Source organism: Mucilaginibacter sp. P4_D1, from assembly GCF_056401935.1.
This window is the reverse complement of record NZ_JBFUIJ010000021.1, coordinates 56,613-76,177: the sequence shown is the minus strand read 5'-3', so window position 1 is coordinate 76,177 and position 19,565 is coordinate 56,613. Positions and strand designations below refer to the sequence as shown.

Below are 19,565 nucleotides of genomic sequence, written 5' to 3'. Positions count from 1 at the left end.
TATGAATACCAAATTAGCGTGGCGTAATTTAAAAAAGAACAAGCTGTATGCGTTTATTAACATCCTGGGTTTAACCATAGGTATTGCCAGTTGCCTGCTTATTGGCATCTATATCAAGCACGAACTGAGTTACGATAACTTTCAGGCCAATGGCGATAGGATAGTGCGGGCTACGATGGAGTATGAACACTCTGGCGGAGCGCAGCATATTGCAGTTACCGGAACCAAAGCCGGACCTCAATTTAAACGGATGATGCCAAGGGTGGAAGCGTATGTGCGCACCCTCAAAAGTTCGGCAATAGTAAGTTATGCTGATAAGGTTTTTGAAGAGAACAGCCTTTTATATGCCGATGCTAATTTTTTTAAAGTGTTTTCATTTAAGCTGACAGATGGCGATATCACTTCCGTTTTGAACGCGCCTGACAAAATTGTCATCACCCAAAAAGCTGCCCAAAAGTATTTTGGCGGGCAGCAGGCTATAGGCAAGGTGTTAAAGGTTGGATCAAAAACATTCACAGTTTCGGCAATTGCCCAGGATGTGCCCTCAAACTCGCAGATCCAGTACGATTTTGTATTGCCCTTTAGCTTGTATATGGATAGGAACGGGCCTGAACAATGGTGGTCGGCTAATAACATGACCTACCTGTTGCTGAACAGTAAAGATGATATTATACCACTACAGAAAGAGATAAAAAGCTACATGGCCGATGTGAGCAAAAACGAACTAAAGATGACCGGCCATGAGTACCTCAGTTTCAATATCCAACCTTTAAAAGATGTTCATTTGCATGGCAATATGCCCGATGAATTTGAACCGGGTGGCAGCATAACTTATATATACATTATGCTGGCTGTGGCTGTGCTGATATTGCTGATAGCTTGTGTAAACTATGTAAACCTGGCTATAGCCCAATCGGCAGGCAGGGGAGGCGAAATTGGGGTGCGCAAAGTAATGGGTGCAGGTACAGGCGAGTTGTTTTGGCAGTTTATAACCGAATCTGTATTCACGGCTGTTATTGCCGCCGTGTTGGCTGTGGCATTGGCCGCTTTTGTATTGCCTTTATTTAATAATATTTCGGGCAAACAGTTGCAGTTATCGGCATTTGGTAATCCGTTAATATTGGTTGGCCTGGTTGTTTTAAGCTTGTTTATCGGTTTTGCAGCCGGTGCTTACCCGGCTATATTGTTATCTGGTGCAAACCTGGCGAAAATACTGAAATCGGGTTTTTCGTTTACCTCCGGTCAAAATGTGCGTAAATCGTTAATCGTGTTCCAGTTTGTGATCTCTATTTTCCTGATCATATCTACGGTTATCATCTTACAGCAATTGTCGTACATCCGCAACAAGGATGTAGGCTACAACAAAAGCAACGTGGTAGTATTGCCTATTGATTCTAAAATCCTTCCACAACTGGATGCCCTTGAAAAAGGCTTGAGCCTGGTGCCAGGCGTTCGGCAGGTAGCCGCAGCCAATAACGAACCCATTAACGTAGGCTGGGGCGATGTTATTAAAACTAACGACGGTAAAAAGATCTCGGTAAATGCCATCCCAGTTGATGAAAACTTTATAAAAACCATCCAACTGAAACTAATTGCCGGCAGCGATTACACCCATGCCGATTTGATGACACTGGATACATCTGATAATTATAAAAACTACCGCTACTCCTTCATCCTGAATGAATCGGCCGTAAAAGCCCTTGGTTGGACACCTGAGCAGGCCATAGGTAAAACTATTGACAAAAACACGCCAGGTGTAATTAAAGGCGTGGTAAAGGATTTTAACTTTAAAACTTTCCATGACCCTATCACCCCGCTGGTATTGTTCCTGAACGGTGATCAGTTGTATAACGTTTTTGTGCGGATAGATGGTAACAACACATCCCAAACCATTGCCGAACTGGGCAAGGTTTGGAAAAGCCGTATCAGCCACCGCCCCTTTGATTACCGCTTTTTGGATGATGATTACGACGCGCTTTACCGCACCGAACAACGTACTGCCGGTGTATTCACAACATTTTCGGTATTGGCTATTTTGCTGGCATGCTTAGGCCTATTTGCTATCACCGCCTTCGCAGTAGTGCAGCGCACCAAAGAAATAGGCATCCGCAAGGTGTTGGGTGCAAGTATTGCCAATATCATCCTGCTGATAGCGAAAGACTTTTTAGCGCTGGTGGTTGTAGCAACAATAATTGCATCGCCAATAGCCTGGTACATATCCAGCAAATGGCTGCAGGATTTTGCTTATCGTATAGATATCCAATGGTGGGTGTTTGTAATAACAGGTATAGCAGCCTTATTGGTAGCGGCCGTTACGGTGAGCATCCAATCAACCAAAGCAGCCCTGGCCAACCCGGTGAAAAGCCTGAAGAGTGAGTAGGCAGTTTTCAGTTGGCTGTTAGCAGTTTTCAGTTAACAGTATTAGCAGTTATTGGCTGTTGCAGCCAAGATTGAAGCGATAAGTACCAATGAACTAATGAACCAGTGAACCAATGAACAACATTAAGATTGCCTTCAGGAGTTTAAGCAGGAATAAGGGCTTTACCTTTATTAACATAACAGGTTTAGCTGTTGGCCTGGCCGTTTGTATTATGATTATGCTTTACGTAACCCATGAAATGAGTTATGATAGGTTCCATAAAAATGGAGAGCGGATATTTGTTTTACATGCTTCTGTAAAAATTGGCGGCACAATGCTCAACGTGGGGCATATGGGTTACGAAACCGGCCCTATTGTAAAGCAAAACTATCCTGTGGTTGAGAACTATATGCGCACTATGGCCTATTTCAGGCCGGTGATAGTGTATAACCCTGCTTCTCCGCAAACCAAATTTTCGGAAAGTAAACTGTTGTTTGCTGATCAAGGTTTCTTTAAGTTCTTTTCATTTAAGTTGCTGTCCGGAGATTCGTCATCTGCATTAAAGGATCCATTTTCTGTGGTGATATCGCGGGACATGGCTAAAAAGTATTTTGGCGATGCAAATCCCGTTGGCCAAACGTTGGTGCTTAAAACAGATAGCACTTACACTTATCACATTACCGGCGTTGCCGAAAACGCGCCTTCAAATTCATCTATCGAATATAATTTTATTGCCTCCAACTTAAGCCTGCTCTCTATGAAGGAGGCTTCGTTTTACACCGGGGTTAAGGAAGTAGGGCCAGGTTCGTTCGATCTGCATTTGCTGTTGAAAAACGTTGCCGACACGGCAAGTTTAAAGCGTAACATGCAGGCAAAAGCCAGGTTGGATAAAAACTATGACGACATCAGTTTTTCATATACCCCGATAGCCGACACGCATCTGCAAAACAACTTTGGCGATTCATCCAACATTAAATACCTTAAAGTATTTCCTTTGGTTGCCGTACTAATATTGTTATTGGCATTGGTTAATTACATGAGCCTCTCTACAGCCAGGGCAACATTAAGGGCTAAAGAGGTAGGCGTACGCAAGGTATCCGGCGCGAGCCGTAAAAGTATCGCTATGCAGTTTTATGTAGAATCTGCTTTGTTTACGGGAATCTCGTTCGTGTTAGGATATTGCCTGTGTTACCTGTGCAAGCCCTGGTTTTTAAACGTTTTGCAACTGAAGATCGACAATTCTTTTTTATATAGCCCGATAGTTTTAGGGCTGATGTTTGCCTTGCTGGTAATCACCGTGCTAATTGCCGGTAGCTATCCCTCACTGGTGTTATCAGCCTTTAAACCGGTAATCACCCTAAAAGGTAAAATGAGTACGCAGGCAGGCGGCGCAACAGTGCGCAAGGTTTTTACTACCCTGCAATTTGCTATCTCGGTAGGGCTCATCATTTGCGGCATTATTATAGACAGGCAACTTTATTATTTCAGACATGCCGATACGGGTATTAGTCGCGATAACACCATTATGGTTCCGGCAGGTACAAACTTATCCAAATCGTACGCCGCATTTAAAAAGGATATAGGCGACCTGGCCGGCGTAAGCAGTGTGGCTACATCAAATCACCCGATGTTTAAAGGTTACGATATGTTTTTTGTTGATGGAAAACAAAAAGGCGAAACCGTAGGCCTGGTACCCATGATGGTTGATAGTAAGTTTACCTCGCTGTTGGATTTAAAATGGAAACATCCGCCTTTAAACAGCACAGATGTRTTGGGCCAAAACAAAATAGTAATCAATGAGCTGGCTATCGCAAAGCTTCATTTGCCTTCAAACCCGATAGGTAGCTATGTTGATAATAAAGGAGAGAAACTGGAAGTAGTAGGTGTTATCAAAAACTTTAACTTCACCTCGCTGGCCGATGAATTAAAGCCTGTGGTATTGTTTACGCTTGCAGACACTACAACGCTTTGGAGCAAAAGGGGCTGCACCCTTTTTGCCAAAATAAAACCGCATACCAATTTGCCAACCTTGCTGGCCAAAATGCAAGGCATCTACAAAAAGTATGATCAGGATACCCCGTTTGAATACACTTTCATGGACGATGCCTTTAACCTGCAATACAAAGCCGAAGATAGATTGGCGGCGATTTTTAGCCTGTTTACTTACATCACCGTTATCCTGGCCACTATGGGTTTGTTTGGGTTGGCGGCTTTCACCATTGAACAGCGCACCAAAGAGATAGGTATCCGTAAAATATTAGGTGCAAGTTTGTCAAGTATTGGCACCCTGTTATCTGTCGATTTTCTGAAGCTGGTGTTGTTATCTATCATCATAGCGTCGCCGGTAGCCTGGTGGGCTATGCATAATTGGCTGCAAAATTTTGCCTACCGCATAGCTATCCCCTGGTGGGTATTCACCGCAGCCGGGATAATTGCTATGCTAACTGCGGTTATAACCATCAGTTATCATGCGATAAAGGCCGGGTTAGCGAACCCGGTGGATAGTTTGAGGAGTGAGTAGTTCACTGGTTCAATGGTTTATTTGTGAAGAGTTCGATATTACGGTTATGATGATTTAGTCTTTCCATTTTGAGATTTAGGTTTTGGAATTTACTCTTTAGGATTTAGAGTTTAGGATTTGGAATTTATTTCCCCCCGGATGCAACTTATTTCTTCCTGCCGTTGTCTTATCAATAAACCAAACTAAAACATTATGAAAAAGCACTTACTGCTATTTTTTGTTGCCTGCCAAAGCTGTGTTGTTTTTGCGCAAGACTCCAAAACTCCATACATGACCAAACCCATTTCCGGAGCTGTTAAAGATGTATTTGTAAATACATCGGGCGGAAGTATTACCGTGAGCGGTGCCGCCGGAGAGTCGCCGCGGGTTGAGGTTTATATCCAGGGAAACAATAGCATCGGCAATATATCAAAAGAAGAAATCCAAAAGCGTTTGGAAAACTACGAGCTAAGCGTTACCGTTAGTGGTGGCGAAGTTCATGCGACGGCCAAAAACAAGCACAATTTTTCTAACTGGCGAAATTCGTTAAGTATCGGCTTTAAGGTATTTGTACCCAAAAATGTTAACACCAGCCTGAATACCAGTGGTGGCAGCATACACCTGGATAATTTAGATGGTACCGAAAAGTTTGAAACAAGCGGCGGCAGTTTGCATGTTGATAAATTAACCGGGATGATCAAAGGCCAAACATCAGGCGGCAGCATTCATGTAAGCAATTCGGGATCGAGCATTGATTTGGAAACAAGCGGCGGCAGTATCGAAGCAAGTAACTGCAATGGTAAAATTCACCTGGAAACCTCCGGTGGCTCATTACGTCTTACCGATTTAAAGGGAACTATTGATGCCAATACCAGTGGTGGTAGCATCAGCGCCAACAATATTGCAGGCGAGCTAAAAACAGGTACATCAGGTGGCAGCATCAACCTTAACGGCCTGGCTTGCGCGTTGGATGCTTCAACCAGTGGCGGCAGCTTTCATGCGCAATTTGCCAGCGTGGGCAAATATGTTAAAATTGATGTAAGCTCGGGCCACATTGATATCTCGGTACCATCAAAATCGGCCCTTGACCTTGATTTGCGTGCCGATAAGGTAGAAGCCAACTTTACATCAAACTTTAGTGGCACTAAAGAGAAAGAAAGGATAGAAGGCAAATTGAATGGTGGCGGTTCATCCTTCGAAGTAAGAGGCAACAGCCGTATCAATCTTAATCTTAACTAAGATCTATATAAAGTAACCAAGTACGCACAAGGGCCTGTTGTTTAACGCGACAGGCCCTTTGTGTGTTAAGTCATAAGCTATAAGTCGTAAGTCCCGAGCCATAAGTCTTAAGCTTCTAAATCTGAAATGACTTAGGGCTTCGGACTTAAGACTTTGGACTTCAGACTTTAGGCTAAATACTCCCGGTAACGCTTCTTGAGTAGGTTCATCATCCCTACATTGATGTCCCATTGATTAGCCACAGGCATTTTTGTATACGGTAGCGCCGGCATGTAGGGGTGCGGCCCAAACTCGGGGGTAATGGTTAGCAAGCCGGCACCGCTTTGCACACGTGAATTTACTATTGCATCCCACCATTGCAAATGGGCTTCGAGCTCTGCATGCCATTCCGGAGCGGCAGGGTCCGAAACCTGGGCCGACTCGGCATGACCCACACGGGCGTGAATGTGGATAGTGCGACTAATAGCTGTTTCAACCGCCTCTGTTTGTTGTTCCAGCAGGCTTTCAGATACGTTACACCAGTGCGAAAAATCTGCCGTTATCAAAACATCGGGGTTATCTGTAAGTAATTGCTTAGCTACATGAGCGGCGAACAAAGCTTTATTTCGATGGGTTTCGTGGGCAATCGTAATACCACTGTTAACAGCAATCTCGTTAGCAATTATAAAAAGCTGGCGGTTTTGGTCGCCCGTAAAATAATCTTTTCCCGTTTGCGAATCAATGAGCAAGGGACCCGCTTCGGCCACGTTTTCAAGGTGCTTGCGGAAGTTGATTTTATGCAGCTCAAAATCCTCTTCGAACGATTGATAATATTGACCAATAAAAAGCAGGTCATGTTTTTTTATGGCATTTAAAATGATGGCCTTTTCCTGTTCATCAAAAGGCAAAGGTGCTTCAATACCCTGGTAGCCTGCTTCTTTTACTTTTAAACAAAAATCATCCCACGACAATTGCTCTGAGCCCCAGCGCGGACAAAAAAACTTTATTTTCATTGCAAAACTTATAAGAATGGTAAAAGATGGATTGTATGATTAATTAGTTATAAGGCGATAAATATATGATTATTTGCCCCGCCCGTCACCTTGTACCACCAGATCGTCCCCATTTTAATATCAAACCCAATTTCTCCATCTTTTTGCATTTTGGTTGTGTTTTTCAGGCTCGAAAATTTAAGCGATAAAAACGCACACTCCCTGTAACGTTTCCGTACGGTTAAAATAACTGTATGTTTTGCAAATTTCTGATTATCAAAATATTATATATTTGGCACGTGCTTTTTGGGTGTAGTAGAAATATTGAACATCACCATGATAAAAAATTATTTTAAAATAGCCTGGCGTAACCTCATCAACAAAAAAGGGTTCTCGTTTATCAATATAACCGGGCTTGYCGTAGGTATGGCCGGCGCCATACTCATTTGGGCCTGGGTACAAAACGAATATAGTTTTGAAGATTTCCAAAAAAATAAAAATAGCCTTTACAAAGTTTGGAACCGGGGAACGGATGGTACAAATGTTTACACATTTGATGTTACCTCGTCGCCCGTGGGCAAAACCTTAAAACAGGAGTTTCCTGAGGTTAAAAACTACGCGCGGCAATATTGGAGTATCGACCGTCTTTTTAATTTTGGAGATAACTCTGTTAAAGCCAAGGGGAACGATGTAGATAAGGGCTTTTTAACCATGTTCAGCTTCCCGTTTCTGCAAGGCAACCCGGAGCATGCTTTGGATGGTGTTACCGATATTGTGATAACCAAACACCTGGCTAAGAAGATATTTGGCGATGCCGACCCGATGAATAAGCTGATTAAGCTGGAGAATAAAACAAGCTACAAAGTAACCGGTGTTTTAAACGATTTACCAAACAACACTACCTTCGATTTTGAATACCTGGTTTCGCTGGCCGCAAACGAAAATACCTACACCAATGGATCCTGGGGCGATAACAGCTACAATACATATGTACAGCTACAGCCTAATGTTGATATCAACAAGTTTGCTGATAAGATAAAAAATGTTGTAAAAGCACATGACCCGAAGGCATCGCTCGAGGTGTTTTTACATCCCATGACCAAATGGCGCTTGTATTCCACTTTCGAAAACGGAAAAATTGTTGGCGGGCGCATCGAGATAGTTCACCTGCTGCTTGGTATTGCCGGTATATTACTGCTTATTGCCTGCATTAATTTTATGAACCTGAGTACCGCCAGAAGCCAGAAACGGGCGAGGGAAGTGGGGGTTCGTAAGGTAATTGGTGCGGGCAGGTTAAGCCTCATAGGCCAGTTTTTAAGCGAATCCATATTGATAACTTTTATAGCCGGGCTGGTATCCTTGTTATTGGTGCAACTGTGTTTACCGGCATTTAACCAGCTAACCGGCAAAGCATTGGTTGTTAATTATATCGATCCGGAATTTTTATTAGCTTTCTTTGGCTTCATCATCGTAACAGGATTGCTTGCGGGCAGCTATCCTGCATTCTTCCTGTCAGGTTTTAGGCCGGTTAAAGTTTTGAAGGGGACTTTTAAGGATACACAGAAACTCATTAGTCCGCGTAAGGTGCTGGTTGTACTACAGTTTACGGTAGCTATTGTATTAGTTGTAGCTACCATTGTGGTTTACAGGCAAATTAAGTTTGCCCAAAACCGCGATATTGGTTATAAGCAAAATAACCTGGTAGAGATTCCTATGGAAGGCGACATCAATAAAAACTACGACCTGATTAAAAACGACCTGATCAACAGTGGAGCTGTTACCGCCATGAGTAAAACAGGGTACACCGTAACGATAGAGGGCAGTCGTACTGATGGCTTTAAGTGGGAGGGCAACGATGCCAACCAGGACAAAATGGGATTTTCGAGGCTGGGGACTGCGGGCGATTTTGTGAAAACAATGGGGCTTAAACTGGTAGCAGGCAGGGATGTTGATTTTAATGCTTTCCCCGGCGATAGCGCATCTGTTATGCTAAATGAAACTGCGGTTAAATCGATGCATTTAAAAAGTCCTATTGGCAAATTTATCACCAGGGGCAATGAGAAATTGCAGATCATTGGTGTGTTTAAGGATTTTATTATCAGATCGCCCTATGCTAATGTAGACCCAATGATTGTTTTTGCATCCAAATATTGGACATACAATACCGTCATTCGGTTGAATGAAAAAAACAGTATGACCAAAAACCTTGAGTTAGCAGAAAAGATCTTTAAAAAATATAACCCTGCCTATCCGTTCAGCTATGAATTTGTTGACCACGAGTTTGGCAAGAAATTTAACGATCAGCAGCAAACAGGCTCATTGGCATTTGTATTTGCCGGGCTTACCATTTTCATATCATGCCTTGGCTTATTCGGGCTGGCAGCCTATATGGCCGAAAATCGCGCAAAGGAGATAGGTATCCGGAAAGTGTTAGGGGCAAGTGTAGCCAGCATTACCCAAATGCTAACCAGGGAATTTGTTGCTTTGGTATTTGTTGCCATAATTATAGCTACTCCATTTGCCTACTATGCCATGAATAAATGGCTGCAGGATTTTAGTTACCGTATAGATATTGGGTGGTTAACATTTGTAATGGCCGGTTTAGTTGCAATCATCATAGCGGTGTTAACAGTAAGCTTTCAATCGGTTAAAGCTGCAATAGCCAATCCGGTAAAAAGTATCCAGGCCGAATAATTTAGTCTCAAGCCGGAAGTCGTTAGTTTTAAGTCTTAGGTTCGAAAAATAAAATGAAGCTTACGCTTGATACTACAGGATCAGAACTTAAGACTTTAATAAAAATCTTCCAAACCTGAGAAATTTGGATTTAGTTGATTAGTAATATGCGTTCCGGGATGAGATCCGGGACGCATTTTGTTTTAGGGCTGACTTCTTTCGGGCACGATAACAATATCAAGATCTGTTATCTTTTTCACGTACAACTCATCAACCAAAATCATCACAATAGCCAGTAAAGGCACGGCCAGTATAATACCTAAAACGCCCGATAATGTACCCATTAATACCTGCGCCAATATGGTTAAAGCCGGTGGTATGTTAATCATCTTGTTTTGAATAATGGGGGTTACAATATTGCTTACTATGGTTTGGATAACTATGTACATTAATGCTACTATGATAGCGGTGTTTGTGCTTATGGTTAAAGCCAGCAAAACACCGGGAATCATGGCTGCAAATGATCCAAAGTTGGGGATTAGTTTCAGCAGGCCCGTAAGCAAGGCAAGCACCAAAGCCACCGGTATGCTCATAATGCCCAGGCCAATAGATAGTAAAATAAATACCAGCACCATGGATAGCATCATTCCTTTCAACCATCCCTTGAGCGCAAAGCTAATCCTGTCAATTACCTGGTGCGCGAGTGGTTTCCGGGTCTCGGGCACCAATTTTATCATGCCATCCTTATATAGGTTTGGATTACTCGTGAAGAATATGGCCAGGAAAAGGATGATATAAATATTACCCAGCACACCAAAGCTGGTACTAAAGAATGATTTGGCAGTTGTCATCAAAGCATCCGAGTTGTCGTCTGCCAGGTATTCCAATATCTTCCTGCCGATAGGGGTTTCGTTCATCTTTACTTTGGCGTTGCTGATGGTATGTGGCAAGGTGTCACTCAACACAGCTACCTGGTTAGATATTTTAGATCCCATAAACCAAAATAAAACCCCAAGCAACACAAACGTACCGCCAATAGAAATAATCATGCAAATCCGGCGTCGCCATTCAGTTTTGCGTTGTATCATATCGCCCAGGCCATGAAAATAAACTGATATCAATACACCAGCCAGCACCATTAGTAATACGTTAAATGCAACGCGGGCAATCAATATGGTTACTACCAATAAAGCTACGATGGCTACAGTATGCCATACTTTTTGAATATAGGTGAGTTCCTTCTGGATTATTTTATTGGTGTATTTATCATCAATAGGGGGCATATGGTACTTATTGAATTGGGTTCAGATAAGGTGACAATAAATACACTTAAAAGTTTTAACAATTTGATAATACTGTGTTAATTTAAGTTTGGTAATGGATTATTTAAGCGCAGGTTCCCCGGAAGCGGCACCACTTTTTATGTGGAATTGCCGGTCGGAGGCGGGAAGTAATAGCGATGTAAGCAGCCGCGTATAAGTAATATCAATTCAATATTAAAGTGGAAATTGAACGGCCCGGAAGCACCACATGCGATTTATAGCTTCCCCTGGAAAACTGCATATTTTTATCCTTGTCGCCTGTGGTTAAATAGGTATCCAGTGTTTTGTATGCCCTTTTGTTATTACTTAAGCCAAGTTTTACAGATGTATCCGTTGTGCCGCGGTTAATGGCCACTATTACCAACTTATTGTTTTTATCCTTCCAGGCCGAGATCAGCACCTTATTGTCAGCTGAATGTTCAACGCCGGTATACACACGAACCATTCCCGGGCGAACGAATAAGCTGTAATGCCCCAGAGCCCAAAGGTTTTTGGTTACTGTAAATTCGCCATCTTTATAATCGGGCTGGGGTTTTAAGGCGATGAGGTAGTAGCGGGTATTAAATTCGGCGCTGCCAGGCTCGTAGGAGTTCCAGAACTGCCAGGCAGTGGCGTTGCCGGCGGTAAGGTCGGCATGAATAACTTTAGCCAGGAACAGTGCGCAATCCATCGCGCTTCTGTCGCCTTTTACACCTTCTTTAAAACCATCTGCCAGCATGCTATACTCAGATTCCCAGTAGCTGATGTTATACTTTTTGGCAGTATCGGCCAGCCTGGTCCTGATTGCAACGAGTGTGCTGTCGTTACTTTCGGTAAAGTAGCTGTGACCTGCAATTACTGGCGGCACATGGTTCAGTGCTTTAACAGATAATGAACTGCCGGGGCCGAAGAAATGCTGGATCTGGCTTGATGAATTGCCTTTGCCCGAATACAGGTAATTGAGCATCCCGGCCTCACCTATCAAAATTTTGGTATCAAGATTTTCCTTGGTAAGCGCGCCGTTGAGTTCTTTAACTACATGGTAAATTTCGTCGTTTTTCCATGCCGAACCTTCCTGGTCGGCTTGCTTGTAGGGGTGCGACCAATCCCATTGCGGCTCATTAACCGGGCTTATGTAGCTAAAATGAAGGCCTTCTTGATCAAAATGACGGATCACTTTGGCTAAAAAATCAGCATAGGAGTCGTACGCATCAGCTTTTAAATTACTGGTATAATCCTTTTCTGTTTTGTAACCCAGCCCGTTCCTGGTAAATTGTACCGGTGGGCTGTTTGAAAAAGCTATCAACGTTTCTACCCCATAATCATGTGCTTTTTTTAAAAAGAATTGATATCCCGCCTGCTTGCTCCAGTCATAGCTGCCATTAGGACTTAAAAAGCACTCCGTTCTTTTTCTGAAATCCTTAATGCCGCTGCTGTCGCCCTGTTCAGTTGTGCCGGCACCTATGTTAAAGCGCCACGCTGATAGCCCTATCCCCACGGGGGTACCTTGCTTATCTTTTTCCTTGCTGAATAATAAACGTGCGATAGCTTCCCTTTTTTCGGCAGGCCAGTATTTGCCTATCCCCTCAGAAAACCAGCAGCCCGATGCTCCTATGTTTTCAATTGTCTGCGCGGTATTGTTCAAATTTACCTGCAAGGTTATTACGGTATCCGTTTTTTGAGCAATGGCGGCAAATTGGAAAATAGTTACCAGCAGGAAGGTTAGGAATAGCTGTTTAAAAAGGCTTTTGGGTAATTTCATCTTGGTCAAATATAAGCTGTCATTTTTATATTGAGGTGCTGCACGCAAACATCATTTGAGGTATTTTGGTAAAAAAAGTATTACCATACCTTTTGCACCGGGGCTGTTAGGGTTTTATTATTACTTTTAACAGCATTCATACATCAATCCAGGGTAGTTCTACATCATGAAAAAAATAGCTTTAGCAATCGTGGGTATTTTGCTTGCGTTTTCCTTTGTGTTTTTTAAACAACCTGCAAAGCAACCGGTTAAAGATACCCGCCCCAATATAGTGGTGATACTTGCCGACGACCTTGGCTTTTCTGATATAGGCTGTTACGGGTCCGAAATTCATACACCTAATATTGATTACCTGGCTGCGCATGGCATCAGGTATACCCGCTTTTACAATACATCCCGTTGCTGCCCCACAAGGGCATCGTTACTAACGGGTTTGTACAACCAGCGTGCGGGTATTGGCAACATGACCGATACTGAAGATGAGCCCGGCTACCTTGGGCACCTGGCCGAAAATTCGGTTACCCTTGCCGAGGTGTTAAAAGGGGCGGGGTACCATACTGCCATGTCGGGCAAGTGGCATGTAAGTAATACAGTAGGGCAAAAAGATCCTGAAGAGCAACAGAAGTGGCTTAATCACCAGGTTTATTATCCAACTTTTTCGCCATTGGCGCAATACCCAACCAGCCGCGGGTTTGAAAAATTTTTCGGCACCATTTGGGGAGTGGTTGATTATTATGACCCGTTTAGCCTGGTAAGCGGCACAACGCCCGTTAAAACTGTCCCTAAAAACTATTACCATACAGATGCTATTAACGACACAGCCGCAAGCTATATTAAGGAGTTTAGCAGGGATAACAAGCCCTTCTTTTTATACGTTGCCGAAAACGCGCCGCACTGGCCGCTGATGGCACCGCCGGAAGATATTGCCAGGTATAAAGATACCTATAAGGTTGGCTGGGATACCATCCGCGCACGCAGGTACAATAAGCTGGTAAAAGCAGGTTTTATTGACGCTGCAAAGGCACCCTTATCGCTTAGGGATAAGGCAAGCTTGAAGTGGGAGGATAATCCCAACAAAGACTGGGACGCCGCCGCCATGGCCGTGCATGCCGCCATGATTGACAGGATGGATCAGGGGGTAGGCCGTATTATAAAGGCATTAAAAGAAAGTGGCAAACTGGATAATACACTCATTGTTTTTTTAAGCGATAATGGCGCCAGCAGCGAAAACTGTACCGCTTACGGTCCCGGATTTGACAGGCCCAACCAAACCCGCGCCGGTGAAAAGATTGCTTATGATATGAAAAAAACAATCCTTCCGGGCCTCGAAACATCTTATGCATCCATTGGCGAACGCTGGGCAAACGTGGCCAACACACCGTACCGGTATTGGAAAGCCGAATCATATGAAGGCGGCGTTCATACCCCGATGATCGCGTTTTGGCCAAAGGGGGTAACTGTGGCAAATGGCAGCTTATCAAACCAGTTAGGCCATGTAAAAGATTTTATGGCCACGTTTGTCGAGCTGGCAAAAACAATATACCCGCTTACCTATAAAGGTCACCCGGTAATGCCCAAGCAGGGCAAAAGCTTTGCAGCCTCATTTAAGGGAATAACAAATGCCGATGAGGCTTTGTTTAATGAGCACTATGGCGCGCGTTATGTTAGGTACAATGGCTGGAAAATGGTTTCCTTATCCAACGATACCACCTGGAACTTGTACCACATAAGGGATGACGAAACCGAGATCAATGACCAGGCAGCTAAATACCCCGAAAAGGTGAGCCAATTGAGCGCCATGTGGCACCAATGGGCCATGGCCAATAATGTGTACCCCAAACCTCGCCATAAATAAAAATACAGCCGGTATAACCATGACATATATAAAAACCTACCTGTTCTTTTTTGTTGCCTTGCTTTGCGTGGCAAGTTCATCAGCCCAGCAGCGGCCCAATGTTATTTTTGTTTTGGCCGATGATATGGGATATTCCGATTTAGGCTGTTACGGCAACCCCGTAATTAAAACCCCTTTTTTAGATAAAATGGCTCAAAAAGGGGTAAGGGAAACCAATTATGTAGTATCAAGTCCTTCGTGCACGCCATCGCGGGCATCGTTATTAACCGGGCGTTATGCATCAAGGATGAACCTGCCTTATCCTATCCCGCCAGGATCAACCCTGGGCCTGCCCGACCAGGAGGTTACTATTGCCGAAATGCTTAAAAATGTGGGCTATAAAACAGCCATGATAGGCAAATGGCACCTTGGCGATCATAAGCCCTGCAATCATCCCATGGCGCAGGGGTTTGATTCCTATTACGGGTTGCTGTATAGCCACGATTACCGCTCGCCTTATGTGAAAAGCGATACCACGTTAAAGATTTTCAGGAACCACAAGCCGGAGGTTATTAAGCCTGCTGATTCGTCAATAGTTGATCTATATACCAACGAGGCAATTAAATACATTAAATCGCAAAAAAAAGGACACCCGTTTTTCCTGTACCTGGCACATAATATGCCCCATTTGCCAGTGGCCTTTGCATCATCAAAAAAGAATAAGGGCCGTTCGGATGGCGGCCACCTGGGCGACGTGGTAGAGCAGCTTGACGAAAGCCTGGGCCAGATATGGAAGGTGCTTGAAAAGCAAGGTTTTGCAGACAATACGATCTTCATGTTTTCGAGTGACAATGGTCCGTGGATTGAATTTCCGGACCGTATGTCGGGCGATGGCRCAACCAAGCACTGGGATGCCGGTACCGCTGGTGTGTTTCGCGGTAGTAAGGGCCAAAGTTATGAAGGCGGCGTGCGTGAACCATTTATTGTATACTGGAAAAATCATACCCCTGTAAATGCCACCATCACCAGTATGGTAAGCAACCTGGATGTGCTACCCACGCTGGCCAACTGGACAAATGCTCCCTTACCAAAGGGTCGCACACTGGATGGGCAATCCATAGCCGACGTGTTGCTGGGCAAAGCGCCCAGGCACCACAAACACCGCGAAATTTATTATGTAAACAATGGCGTTTGCGAAGCTGTAAGACAGGGCGATTGGAAATACCGCGAAGTTAAAGCCGAAAACAGCAGCAAAGGTATTTTGAAGGATGCTCAGCAAACGCAAACAGAGCTGTTCAATATTTCGTATGATCCCAGCGAGCGTACCAATGTAATAACCGAATACCCGGATATTGCCAGGGAGATGAAGGCTTTGTTTGATAAATTTCCCGGTAAAACCGAAAATTGATGTAAAGCTTGTGAGGTTTAAACCCGACCGATTAAATATGCTATAATATTGCTTTAATTTGCAACTACCAAATTTGGGGTACATGATGAACCGTATTTGCCTTGTTGAAGATGAAGAAAAAGTAGCCGCCTTTATTTCAAAGGGATTGCAGGAACATGACTATGAGGTAACGCATGCCATTGACGGCTTTACGGCGATTGATCTGTTAGCTGGCCATTCTTTTGACCTGATAATCCTTGATCTGATGCTGCCTGATATTAACGGCATCGACCTTTGCCGCCGCATCCGCAGGGATAATAAGCAGCTACCGATATTAATGCTCACCGCGCTGGATAGGGTAGACGATAAGGTAAATGGCCTGCAGGCGGGCGCTGATGATTACCTGGTAAAACCTTTTCATTTTAACGAGCTTTTGGCGCGGATAAGCGCCCTGCTAAGGCGTTCACGGCAGGAAATGCCCCAGGAAGAAGGTTTATTAACCTTTAGCGACCTGAAGCTAAACACCTTTACTAAAACTGCCGAGCGCGCAGGTGCCGAAATTACCCTGACCACCAAGGAGTACCATTTGCTGGAATTGTTTTTGCGCAACCCCAACAAAACATTATCAAGAGATTATATCGCCGAAAAGGTTTGGGACATTCAGTTTGACACGGGCACAAATTTTATTGATGTTTATGTAAACTATCTGCGTAAAAAAATAGAAAAAAGTGCGCAGTCAAAACTCATTCATACAGTGATAGGGATGGGGTATATTTTAAAGGAGAAATAAGACTGCATGAAAATAAAAAACAGGCTAGCCTTAAATTTTACACTCCTTAGCTCGGCCATGCTGCTGGTTATTATGGCGAGCATGTACCTGGCTTTTGCCGATTTTTTCAGAACAGATTTTTACGGCCATTTAAAAGACAGGGCAAAGGTAGCCGCGCAGCTATACCTCGAAGCCGACGAAATATCATCCGATTCATTAAACCACGTTCGCGAACGTATGCTGGAGCAGTTACCCAACGAGGTAATCAGGGTTTATAATGCCAACAACATAGCCTCGTTTATAAAAGATAAAGAGCAATACTGGAGTTTTAACACGATTGAAGAAGTCCGCGCAAAAAAGTACACCAGCTTTAGGGAGGGAGAGCGGCAAACAATAGGTATTTACTATCATGACAACCAGGGTAATTTTGTGATCCTGGCCTCCGCCTATGACCAGCAAGCAAAGGTGCGCCTGTCGGGTATTATTCGCATCATGATCATAATTCTGATAGTAGTGAACAGCGTTTTATTTTTTATAGGCAGGTGGTTTGCAAAGCGGTCGCTAATGCCCATTGATGGGCTTATCAAACAAATGAAGCAAATTAATGCCAGCAGCTTACATGTAAGGGTTGATGAAGGAAAAGGCAAGGACGAAATAAGTGCCCTTGCCCTTAATTTTAACCGCTTGCTTAGCCATCTTCAAAATTCGTTTGAATTACAGCAAACCTTTGTTGCCAATGCATCGCATGAGTTACGCACGCCGGTTACGAGTATCATTGGCGAAGTTGAGGTTGCCCTGAACAAGCAGCGCAGTATTGTAGATTATGAGCAACTGTTAAATTCGGTTTTAAACGATGCCGGGCGGCTCAGTGATACCATCAGCAGCCTGATGGAACTGGCGCAAACGGATATGGAATATACCCGCGCAAAGCTGGAACCTATCCAGATTGATGAACAAATATGGGAGTTGCAGCATCATTGGGCTATGTCGGCCGGGCACCCGCAATTGCAGGTGCAAATTGATCATTTGCCCGACGATCAGCAGGCACTTTTTATCAATGCCAACCTCACTTTGCTTAAAATAGCGTTCAATAATATTATTGGTAATGCATTCAAATTCTCGCACAATCAACCCGTTATTTGCCGTTTAAATGCCGATGACCAATCCATAGTAATTACAATTATTGATAAGGGCGTTGGTATCCCTGCCGATGACCAGGAAAAAATATTTACCCCGTTTTATCGCAGTGCAAACGGCCGCGTATTTGATGGCAATGGGGTAGGGCTGTATGTAGCTTTTAAAATTATCCAGCTATTTAATGGCACCATTAACATACAATCGGCAGTTGGGCGGGGCACTACTTTTACCATTAGTTTTGTGCCAATTTTCTAATCTCTTTCTAATCCCGCTTTAATGCTGGTCTAATTTGGGTGGTATAGTTTTGCGCCAAACAAATAAACTATGCACCGAAAATTTGTTATCGTTCTTTTTTCAATTCAACTATTACTATGGTGTATAGCTGTCGGGGGCCCGGTTTACGGGCAACCCTCCGGCGGCGATACTCTCAGGATGTCATTGAAAGAGACAGAAGCCCAATTCTTAAAAAATAATCTCGACCTCATTATTCAGCACTATAGTGTTGACCAGGCGCAGGCGCAAATAATTACTGCCCGGTTGTTCAACAATCCCGACTTTAGTTTTGCCAACGTGTTATATAACCCGCAAACCAAACGCTTTTTTGATACCAGCCATGATGGCGGCGAATATTCGGCCCAGCTATCGCAGCTTATCCAAACTGCGGGCAAGCGCAATAAAAATATCCAGCTGGCGCAGATAAGTGTACAGCAGGCACGGTACCAGCTATTTGACCTGTTACGTACGCTACGTTATACCCTCAGGAACGATTTTTATAAGGTTTATTTCCAGGAGCAATCGGCACAGGTTTACCAGGAAGAGATTAATTCGCTGGCTAAAACGCTTAAGGCTTTCCATGAACAGTATGCCAAAGGCAATATCGCCCAAAAAGAAGTACTGCGTATCCAGTCGCAGCTATACTCGCTGCAATCGGAGCTTAACGACCTGATGAATGGTATTGACGATACCCAAAGTGAGTTGAAACTGATGATCCGCGCCAAACCATCAAGTTATGTACTGCCGCAGGTTGATATCAATTTGGAAGGAAAAAATATGGTGTCAGATGTACCTTATCAGCGTTTGATAGATTCGGCTTATGCCAATCGCAACGATCTTAAAGTTGCCCGCTCGGTTGTTGATTATAACAACATTAACCTGAAGTTGCAAAAGGCAACAGCTATACCCGATGTTACCCTTTCATTGGCTTATGACAAGCAGGGTAGTTATATCCGCGATTATTCAAGCGCGGGCATCGCGTTTTCGCTGCCGTTTTTTAACCGCAACCAAGGTGGCATAAAACAGGCCCGTATAGCGGTGGATGCCAGTAAGGTGCAATTACAAAGTCAGCAGGACCAGTTGGAAAGCGAACTGGCTAATGATTATAAGGGTGCTTTACGGCTCGAAAACCTGTATAACAGCTTCGACCCCAAGTTTAAGCAGGATTTTAATCACCTGATACAGGAAGTGTTTAAAAACTACCAGAAGCACAACATCGGCCTGTTGGAGTTTCTTGATTTTTATGATTCGTATAAAACCAATACGCTGCAGTTAAATAACCTGCAACTCAACCGCATCAGCTCGTTAGAGCAATTGAATTTTGCAACCGGCACACCATTCTTTAATCAACAATAACACA

12 protein-coding genes are annotated in these 19,565 nt (G+C 43.8%); 9 read left to right on the top strand and 3 right to left on the bottom strand.

The features are described from left to right. The first annotated feature begins 1 nt into the window (after nt 1). The 3 genes from AC1DV1_RS18210 (at nt 2) to AC1DV1_RS18200 (ending at nt 6,098) form a co-directional block, all read left to right on the top strand. A complete protein-coding gene (locus AC1DV1_RS18210; protein ID WP_477361773.1) occupies nt 2-2,380 on the top strand; it encodes an ABC transporter permease in 2,379 nt (792 codons plus the stop codon). A 112-nt stretch (nt 2,381-2,492) separates the two neighbouring features. After that, nucleotides 2,493-4,880 (top strand): ABC transporter permease, encoded by a 2,388-nt coding sequence (locus AC1DV1_RS18205; protein ID WP_477361771.1) that lies wholly within the window; start codon nt 2,493-2,495, stop codon nt 4,878-4,880. 192 nt (nt 4,881-5,072) lie between these two features. Further along, nucleotides 5,073-6,098 carry a DUF4097 family beta strand repeat-containing protein gene (locus AC1DV1_RS18200; RefSeq protein ID WP_477361769.1) on the top strand — a complete coding sequence of 342 codons (1,026 nt, stop codon included), beginning with the start codon at nt 5,073-5,075 and terminating at the stop codon, nt 6,096-6,098. A gap of 167 nt (nt 6,099-6,265) precedes the next feature. On the opposite strand, the gene AC1DV1_RS18195 is transcribed toward AC1DV1_RS18200, so the two are convergent. After that, nucleotides 6,266-7,090, bottom strand: coding sequence for a sugar phosphate isomerase/epimerase family protein (locus AC1DV1_RS18195; RefSeq protein WP_477361767.1), 825 nt, complete (start codon nt 7,088-7,090; stop codon nt 6,266-6,268). Nucleotides 7,091-7,405: 315 nt separating this feature from the next. On the opposite strand from AC1DV1_RS18195, the gene AC1DV1_RS18190 reads away from it, so the two are divergent. After that, entirely contained in the window at nt 7,406-9,763 is a 2,358-nt protein-coding gene (locus AC1DV1_RS18190; RefSeq protein WP_477361765.1) for an ABC transporter permease, read from the top strand. Between the two features lie 182 nt (nt 9,764-9,945). Here AC1DV1_RS18190 and AC1DV1_RS18185 read toward each other — a convergent pair whose 3' ends face one another. Both AC1DV1_RS18185 and AC1DV1_RS18180 read right to left on the bottom strand, forming a co-directional pair. Beyond that, nucleotides 9,946-11,025: an AI-2E family transporter gene (locus tag AC1DV1_RS18185; RefSeq protein WP_477361763.1), complete on the bottom strand. Its 1,080-nt coding sequence runs from the start codon at nt 11,023-11,025 to the stop codon at nt 9,946-9,948. 202 nt (nt 11,026-11,227) lie between these two features. Further along, entirely contained in the window at nt 11,228-12,805 is a 1,578-nt protein-coding gene (locus AC1DV1_RS18180) for a glycoside hydrolase (RefSeq protein WP_477361761.1), read from the bottom strand. 166 nt (nt 12,806-12,971) lie between these two features. Here AC1DV1_RS18180 and AC1DV1_RS18175 point away from each other — a divergent pair, with 166 nt between their 5' ends. The 5 genes from AC1DV1_RS18175 to AC1DV1_RS18155 all read left to right on the top strand — a co-directional run bounded on the left by AC1DV1_RS18175 (nt 12,972) and on the right by AC1DV1_RS18155 (nt 19,561). After that, nucleotides 12,972-14,660, top strand: coding sequence for an arylsulfatase (locus AC1DV1_RS18175; protein WP_477361759.1), 1,689 nt, complete (start codon nt 12,972-12,974; stop codon nt 14,658-14,660). A 19-nt stretch (nt 14,661-14,679) separates the two neighbouring features. After that, nucleotides 14,680-16,047 (top strand): sulfatase-like hydrolase/transferase, encoded by a 1,368-nt coding sequence (locus tag AC1DV1_RS18170; RefSeq protein ID WP_477361757.1) that lies wholly within the window; start codon nt 14,680-14,682, stop codon nt 16,045-16,047. An 82-nt stretch (nt 16,048-16,129) separates the two neighbouring features. After that, entirely contained in the window at nt 16,130-16,816 is a 687-nt protein-coding gene (locus tag AC1DV1_RS18165) for a response regulator transcription factor (RefSeq protein ID WP_477361754.1), read from the top strand. Between the two features lie 6 nt (nt 16,817-16,822). After that, the gene (locus tag AC1DV1_RS18160) at nt 16,823-18,187 is read left to right on the top strand and encodes a sensor histidine kinase (RefSeq protein ID WP_477361752.1); all 1,365 of its coding nucleotides are present in this window, start codon (nt 16,823-16,825) and stop codon (nt 18,185-18,187) included. A gap of 69 nt (nt 18,188-18,256) precedes the next feature. Continuing rightward, nucleotides 18,257-19,561, top strand: coding sequence for a TolC family protein (locus AC1DV1_RS18155; protein ID WP_477361750.1), 1,305 nt, complete (start codon nt 18,257-18,259; stop codon nt 19,559-19,561). Nucleotides 19,562-19,565 lie beyond the last annotated feature (4 nt).